Source organism: Streptomyces niveiscabiei, from assembly GCF_001419795.1.
In the GTDB taxonomy this organism is placed as follows: Bacteria; Actinomycetota; Actinomycetes; order Streptomycetales; family Streptomycetaceae; genus Streptomyces; species Streptomyces niveiscabiei.
Genome location: NZ_LIRL01000975.1, coordinates 1 through 4346 on the forward strand (window position 1 = coordinate 1; position 4346 = coordinate 4346).

At 71.7% G+C, this 4346-nt stretch carries 4 protein-coding genes; 1 reads left to right on the forward strand and 3 read right to left on the reverse strand.

Annotation, left to right across the window (positions count from 1 at the left end; all coding sequences use genetic code 11):
• A partial coding sequence (locus tag AOK24_RS38145) for an aminoglycoside phosphotransferase family protein (RefSeq protein WP_240554313.1) occupies window positions 1-574 on the forward strand: 574 nt, incomplete at its 5' end.
• 104 nt (window positions 575-678) lie between these two features.
• Here AOK24_RS38145 and AOK24_RS38150 read toward each other — a convergent pair.
• The 3 genes from AOK24_RS38150 to AOK24_RS38160 are packed head-to-tail and all read right to left on the reverse strand — an operon-like array spanning window position 679 to window position 3896.
• Window positions 679-2379, reverse strand: coding sequence for a proline--tRNA ligase (locus AOK24_RS38150; protein ID WP_055724525.1), 1701 nt, complete (start codon window positions 2377-2379; stop codon window positions 679-681).
• Between the two features lie 41 nt (window positions 2380-2420).
• Entirely contained in the window at window positions 2421-2987 is a 567-nt protein-coding gene (locus tag AOK24_RS38155; RefSeq protein WP_055724526.1) for a GNAT family N-acetyltransferase, read from the reverse strand.
• A gap of 60 nt (window positions 2988-3047) precedes the next feature.
• Entirely contained in the window at window positions 3048-3896 is an 849-nt protein-coding gene (locus AOK24_RS38160) for a GNAT family N-acetyltransferase (RefSeq protein WP_055724527.1), read from the reverse strand.
• Between the last annotated feature and the right edge of the window lie 450 nt (window positions 3897-4346).

The following is a 4346-nucleotide window of genomic DNA, read 5'->3' on the forward strand; positions in this document are numbered from 1 at the left end:
GCTGCGGACCGACGTATCGGTGCGGACCCTGCCGGAGGCGAAGGCGGCGCTCGAAGCCGCGGGGGCGCTGCGGCGGCTGTGGGTCGAGCCGCCCGAGGGGTTCGCCTTCGAGACCGTCGCCGAGCGGACCGGGCGGCAGGCCGAGGCGATGCGGTCGGCGGGGCGCGGGGATGCCGCCGTGGGGTCGCTGGTGGACGCGGCGCTCGGGGTGCGGGAGGAGTTGGTGGGGTCCGGGGCCGAGGTGCGGTTGCTGCACGGGACGTTCCGGCAGAGCAAGGTGCTCGCCGGTGAGCGGTCGCCCTGGCTGGCGGTGGGGCCCGATCCGGTGGTGGGTGAGTGCGCGTTCGATCTGGCGCGGCTGGTGCGGGACCGGGTGGAGGACCTGGTGGGGTCGCCCTCGGGGGCCGCAGTCGCCCGGCGGCGGGTGAGGAAGCTGGCGGAGGTGCTGGAGGTGGACCAGGAGAGGCTGCGGGGGTGGGTGCTGTTCCGCGCGGTGGAGTCCGGGGTCCGGGCCATGCGGGTGGGGCGGACGGCGGATGCGGAGCTGCTGCTGGAGTTCGCCGGGTGGCTCTGACGGACCGCTGGACGAACGTGCCTGGCCCTCATGACTGTTCCCCTCCGCGGTGACGTTCTGTCACCCCGAAGGGGAACGGTCCGAGAGAACCCTGTGCGCTTCTTTCAGCCGGCCAGGCGGGCGATCGCCTCGTCCACCGTCAGTTCCTCGCGCTCGCCGGTCCTGCGGTCCTTCAGCTCCAGGACACCTTCGGCGGCACGGCGCCCGGCGACGAGGATCTTCGGCACCCCGATCAGCTCGGAGTCGGTGAACTTGACGCCCGGCGAGACGCCCGCGCGGTCGTCGACGAGGACGCGCAGCCCGGCGTCGCGGAGCTTCTCGGAGACCTCCAGGGCCAGTTCGGTCTGGAGGGCCTTGCCGGCGGCGACGACGTGGACGTCGGCCGGGGCGACCTCGGCGGGCCAGCACAGGCCCTTGTCGTCGGCGGTCTGCTCGGCGAGCGCGGCGACGGCGCGGGAGACGCCGATGCCGTACGAGCCCATGGTGACGCGGACCGGCTTGCCGTGCTGGCCGAGGACGTCGAGCTTGAGGGCGTCGGCGTACTTGCGGCCGAGCTGGAAGATGTGGCCGATCTCGATGGCGCGGTCCAGCTTGAGGCCGGTGCCGCAGGCGGGGCAGGGGTCGCCCTCCTGGACGACCACGACGTCGACGTACGCGTCGACCTCGAAGTCACGGCCCGCGACGACGTTCTTCGCGTGCGTCTGGTCCTTGTTGGCGCCGGTGATCCAGGCGGTGCCGGGCGCGACGCGCGGGTCGGCGATGTAGGTGAGCTTCTCCTGCCGGCCCTGGGGGCCGACGTAGCCGCGGACCAGGTCGGGGCGGCCGGTGAAGTCCTCGGCGGTGACCAGTTCGACGGTGGCCGGCGCGAAGTGGGCCTCGACCTTGCCGAGGTCGACCTCGCGGTCGCCGGGGACGCCGACGGCGACGATCTCGCCGTCCACCTTGACCAGCAGGTTCTTCAGGGTCGCGGAGGCGGGGACGCCGAGGGCGGCGGCCAGGGTCTCGATCGTCGGGGTGTCGGGGGTGGGGATCTCCTCCAGCGCGGGGGCGGTGGCCTCCTGCGGGACGAGGGCGAAGTTCACCGCTTCCGTGTTCGCCGCGAAGTCGCAGTTCGGGCAGTCCGCGAAGGTGTCCTCGCCGGCCTCGGCGGGGGCGAGGAACTCCTCCGACTTCGAGCCGCCCATCGCGCCGGCGGTCGCCGCGCAGATGCGGTAGTCGAGGCCGAGACGCGCGAACACCTTCTGGTACGCCTCGCGGTGCAGGGCGTACGACTTCGCCAGGCCCTCGTCCTCCGTGTCAAAGGAGTAGGAGTCCTTCATCAGGAACTCGCGCCCGCGCAGGATGCCGGCCCGGGGGCGGGCCTCGTCACGGTACTTGTGCTGGATCTGGTAGAGGATGACGGGCAGGTCCTTGTACGACGACGCCTGGTCCTTCACCAGCAGGGTGAAGATCTCCTCGTGGGTGGGGCCGAGGAGGTAGTCGCCGCCCTTGCGGTCCTGGAGGCGGAACAGCTCCGCCCCGTACTCGTCCCAACGGCCCGTCGCCTCGTAGGGTTCCCGGGGCAGCAGCGCGGGGAGCAGGACTTCCTGTGCGCCGATCGCGTCCATCTCCTCGCGGACGATCCGCTCGACGTTCGCCAGGACCTTCTTGCCGAGCGGCAGCCAGGACCAGATGCCGGCGGCCGTACGGCGGACGTAGCCCGCGCGGACCAGGAGCTTGTGGCTGAGGACCTCGGCGTCGGCCGGGTCGTCGCGCAGTGTTTTCGCCATCAGCTGGGACATGCGCTGGACCGGTGCGTTCGCCATGGTTCTCGTACTCCTGCCGGATAAAGGTGATGGCTAGGAGATTAACCGTCGGCCCTCTGTGGTCGGAAATCCGTCGGCCGCCGCAGCAGCGGCAGGGGTGCGCCCATCACCGCGTACGGGCGCGGGGCGCTCGGGAAGAGGACCCGGCGGGCCAGGTCGTGGTAGCCGAGCGAGCGGTACAGGGCCCGCGCGGGGCTGTCCATGTCGATCGCCGAGAGGATCGAGCGGGGCTGCGGGACGTCGTCCGTGATCGCCGTGATCAGGGCCCGGCCCGCGCCCCGGTTCTGGTACGCCGGGTGCACGTGCAGTTCCGTGATCACGAACGAGTCGTCCAGCCAGTGCGCGTTGCCGAGCGCCCTCAGATACGGCTCGACGACCGTGGACCACCAGTGCGACCTGTCGTTCGGCATGCCGTACACGAACCCGGCGAGGCGTCCTTCGGACGTGGTGACGCCGAGGGCGCGGGCGCCCAGGTTCGTCATGTGGCGCAGGACGATCTGCCGTCTGACCGCCACTTCGTCGGGGGCCAGGCCGAACGCGATCGCCTGGACCGACAGTGCCTCGTCCACGCGGGCGGAGAGGTCCAGGGGGCCGATCACCAGGTCCATGCGGGGAGCCTACAGGGGGGTCACCGGTGGATGCGGGGCGCGGGTTCCGTGCGGAGCGTCCTAGAACAGCACGCTCATGAACGCGCCGACCTCCTGGAAGCCGACTCTTCTGTACGTCCTTCGCGCGGGCGTGTTGTAGTCGTTGACGTACAGGCTCACCACCGGGGCGACGTCCGCGAGGGCGTAGCGCAGGACCGCGGCCATGCCGGGGGCGGCGAGGCCCCGGCCCCGGTACTCCGGGGCCACCCACACGCCCTGGATCTGGCACGCCTCGCGCGTCGCCGCGCCGATCTCCGCCTTGAACACGACCCGGCCCCGGTCGTCGAGCCGCGCGAAGGAGCGGCCCGTGCCGACCAGTTCGGCGACCCTCGCCTGGTAGAGGAGGCCGCCGTCGCCCGCCAGCGGGGAGACGCCGACCTCCTCCGTGAACATCGCCACGCAGGCCGGCAGGATCGTTTCCATCTCGTCCTTGCGGATGCGGCGGACGTACGGGTCGGGGGTGATGTCCGCCGGCATGCGGTCCGTGACCATCAGGGGCTGCTGGGACCGTACTTCCCGTGCCGGGCCCCAGTGGGGTTCGAGCAGGTCCCACAGGGCCGCGGTCGGCTCCGCCGGTCCGACGATCGAGGAACAGCGCCGGCCCGCCCTTCTGGCCCGGTCCGCGAAGGCCCGTACGGCTCGGGGGGTGGCGCAGATCGGTACGAGGTTCGCGCCCGCGTAGCACAGGGACGTCAGCATCCCGGCTTCGTACCAGCCCCACATCTCGCCGCCCAGCCGCCACGGGTCCAGCCCCGCCACCTGCACCCTCGACGTCACGAACGCGTTCGCGACCGGCTCCTTGCCGAGGATGGCGAGAGCCGCGTTCAGGTCACTCGGTTCGAGGACCCGGGAGGTGGTGTGGGTCAGCACGGGGCGGGGCCTCACGGTGGGGGTCAGATTTCCGCACTGTACCTGCGGAAGCCGGCCCGCGCCTCTCCCTGCCGGGGGCATCGCAGGTTCCCCTGTGTCACCGGCCCACTGAATGCCCCCGGGGCCCGGCTCCCCCTTCGTCCTCAAACGCCGGACGGGCTTGATCGCGGGAGGGGGTGCCACTGTGGGTCGTCCGGCGGGTGCGGGTCGTGGGTGGCTGATCGCGCAGTTCCCCGCGCCCCTGGAAGACGGTGGCTGATGCCCGCTGTCAGGTGCGGATTCGCTGTGGCTGGTAGAGCCCGCACCTGACAATGCGCGGCCACCACATCTTTTTAGGGGCGCGGGGCTGTATCTGATCTGCGGCTACCGCCGCGCGGGCGCGATCAACCACAACGAACCCTCACCCCACAACACACAGCCACCACGTCCTCCAGGGGCGCGGGGAACTGC

Bases quoted from the DNA above. Each gene is read 5' to 3' on its own strand.
- AOK24_RS38150 (WP_055724525.1), bottom strand. From the start codon at position 2,379: ATGGCGAACGCACCGGTCCAGCGCATGTCCCAGCTGATGGCGAAAACA.
- AOK24_RS38155 (WP_055724526.1), bottom strand. From the start codon at position 2,987: ATGGACCTGGTGATCGGCCCCCTGGACCTCTCCGCCCGCGTGGACGAG.